General features: G+C 59.2%; 2 protein-coding genes. One reads left to right on the top strand and one right to left on the bottom strand.

From position 1 onward, the window contains the following. The first annotated feature begins 279 nt into the window (after positions 1-279). Positions 280-918, top strand: coding sequence for a hypothetical protein (locus tag IGS51_RS16710; RefSeq protein ID WP_068515579.1), 639 nt, complete (start codon positions 280-282; stop codon positions 916-918). A 99-nt stretch (positions 919-1017) separates the two neighbouring features. On the opposite strand, the gene menD is transcribed toward IGS51_RS16710, so the two are convergent. Further along, positions 1018-2772, bottom strand: a complete 1755-nt coding sequence (gene menD, locus IGS51_RS16705; protein WP_297079953.1) for a 2-succinyl-5-enolpyruvyl-6-hydroxy-3-cyclohexene-1-carboxylic-acid synthase — start codon at positions 2770-2772, stop codon at positions 1018-1020. Between the last annotated feature and the right edge of the window lie 228 nt (positions 2773-3000).

Genomic DNA, 3000 nt, shown 5'->3' with positions numbered 1-3000 from the left:
AGGCAGCGGGTTTTGGTCCCGCCATTCCTAGGTTCGAATCCTAGCGCCCCAGTTTTTCCAGTCTTTGCGGTTAGCAGTCTTTGCGGTTAGCTTTATCAGCCTTGGAAACTAGGGCTGCCCTTGATGCTGCGAATCTGTGCTGTGAATTTGTGCTGTGAATCGGCATCTGCAACTTTTCTACTTTTGCAGAATGTGTCGGGGCGCACTTCCAGAACCTTGTCAATTGAGTGGTAAGGTGACTCCAGATTCCGTTTGGTCATCCAGTACAAGGTCTGACTCATGATCAGAACAAAAATTGTTGAACTTTCCACGATTGAAGCCGCTGCCTATCGCCAAAAGCTGAGAGACGGCAAGGCAGGCATTGTGATTTTGCGCTATGACAATGCCCAGCCTGGTCTGGCAACCATCAACCGCCGCACTGCCGAGCCAGAACCGGCCGCCAATATTAACCTCGAAACCTTTCCGATGGAAGCCTTTCGGGAGGCGATGGAACTGACGGCAGGAATGCCCTACTCTCGTCGGGGCCCGGTCAAGCTGAGCGGCGTGCGAGAAGAGCCTGAAGACGAAGAGGCCTCGCCCGAAGAAGTGGCAACGGTAGACAGCGCCGAGTATGAAGCCATCGTCAAGGCCTACACAAACAAGAAGGGCGAACTGTCCTATGACCTGTTGAACAAGGACTTCATTCAGTTTGCCAAGTCCAGCAAGATTGTGGCGGATATGGTGGCAAATGGGGCTTCGGAAAGCGAGATTCGCGATCGCATTCTGAAGGTCAAGCTAGAATCGCTGACGGGCAACCCATCGCTGACCGACGCACAGACGCAGCGCATTGTGGAAATGCTGGATGAAGTGAGTCCACGGCACGTCTTTCGTGAGCTAAACGACGAAATTCGCAAGATGCTGAGTCAGGCAAAGCCTTGATGAGGGCGCTTTAGGAGAGGCGTTTTAGAAGAAGCGTTTAAGAGAGGCGTTTAGAAGAAGCGCTTGGGAGAAGCGTTTTAGTTTTAACGCCCGATCTGCCTAGCGCGGGGTACGCTGAGCCAGCCAGCGGGCATTGAGCTTGCGATCGCACTGGAGTTCCAGCACCCGTATCCCCTCGCTAGGCAGCACCTTCAGCGCCTGGGCTAGCTGCTCCCAGGTGTGGACGAGTTCGTGGGCGATGCCGTAGGTGGCGCAGAGTGGGGCAAATTCCACGGGTTGCGGTGTGGCAAAAAATTCCTCGAACGGCGGCTCGAACTGGGCAATGGGCAGGTTCTCGAAAATGCCGCCGCCGCGATTGTTGATCAGGACGATGGTGAGGTGTCCACGCAGGCGGGGCCCCAGCAAAAAGCCGTTGGTGTCGTGCAGCAGCGCTAGGTCGCCCGTTAGCAAAACGCTGGGCTGGTTGCCGTGGGCGATGCCAAGAGCGGTCGAAAGCGTGCCGTCGATGCCGTTTGCGCCGCGATTGCAGAAGGGCTGAATGGCGCGATCGCCCGGTTCCCAAAACCACTCGACATAGCGAACGGCCGTGCTGTTGGCGATGACCAGCGGCGTTTCCGGCGGCAAGCATTGCGACAGCACCCAGGCGGTCTTGGCTTCGATCAGTGAGTCGAGCGATCGCAGGGTGTGCCGCTGCTGCTGCCAGCAGTCTGTCTCTGCCTGCAACCAGCGCTTCAGGTAATCCGTCGGCGGCGCGGGGGGGCTGGGCAGCGACGCGGCCAGATGTTGAACGAGGTGCTGAACAGAGCAGCGCAGATGAACCGTCCGCAGGTGCAGCGGATCAAGGTTGCGATCGCCCCTGTCTACCACCCACTGCTGCGGCTGAGTGCGCTCCAGCCAGCTTCGCAACTCCTTGCTGGTGGGCATTTCGCCAATCCGAAGCACCCCCTCTGGCGCAAGCTCCGTCGCCAGGTTAGGATCGCGCAGCAGCGTGTCATAGCTCGACACCAGATACGGGTTGAGGCGGGCATAGTTTCGCAGCGGCGACAGCCCCTCCGCCAGCACCGGAAACCCCAGACAGGAGGAAAGCTGGGCGATCGCCCGACAGTGGGCCCGGGCCGCAGCCGCACTGGGGAATTGGGCAATGCCCGCAATGATCAGGCCGCGGCGAGAAAGAGCGGAGAACGGGAGCGCCGGGACTAAATCACCCCCTCGCTCCGTCCCTCCATCACTCTGAGCAATGTAGGCCGCGACATTGGCAAAGAAATGGGCTTCATCCAGGGATGCCCTGAGAGCCAGCACATCGGGCTGGGGCACGGGAGCCAATGGGTCGCGGAACGGCAGATTGAGATGCACTGCGCCCGCGATGGGCTGCTGAGTCCGCTCCCAGGCGTGAATCGCAGTTTGGCGCAGGTAGGCGAGTTGAGAAACTTCCGCAGTGGGCGTGGCGACTTCGTGATACCAGTTCACAAAGCTGCCGAAGAGTTTTTGCTGATCGATGGTTTGCCCCGCGTTGCAGTCGCGCAGTTCCGGCGGACGATCGGCCGTCAACACCAGCAGCGGCACGCGGCTTTCGCGGGCTTCGATCACCGCTGGATAAAAGTTTGCGCCCGCTGTGCCCGACGTGCAGACCAGGGCCACCGGTCGTCCGGTCTGCTTCGCCAGACCCAGCGCAAAAAACGCAGCCGATCGCTCGTCCAGCACCGGAATCGCCTCCAGACCCGACTGCTGGGCAAGGGCGATCGCCAGCGGAGCCGACCGCGACCCCGGACACACCACCGCCACCCGCAATCCCAGTCGCACCAGCGTTTCAGTCAGCACAGAAGCCCAGAGGGTGTTGAGATTGCGGAAGTCCATGCAGCAGTGGGAAGAGAAAAGTGGTCAGAGCCACGGGAAGAGTAAAGTAGAAATGGCAAATCAGCCCCTCCCATCATCCCATCATCCCCCTTCCCCCCTCATTTTTCCCCCTTCATTCTTCGTTCTTCCCTCTTCGTTCTTCCCTCTTCCCTCTTCGTTCTTCGTTCTTCCCTCTTCGTTCTTCCCTCTTCCCTCTTCGTTCTTCCCTCTTCCCTCTTCGTTCTTCCC

This window comes from Thermoleptolyngbya sp. M55_K2018_002 (assembly GCF_015295965.1).
GTDB classification, from domain to species: Bacteria; Cyanobacteriota; Cyanobacteriia; order Elainellales; family Elainellaceae; genus Thermoleptolyngbya; species Thermoleptolyngbya sichuanensis.
Note: the sequence above shows the minus strand (reverse complement) of the source record. Positions and strands in the feature narration are given on the sequence as shown.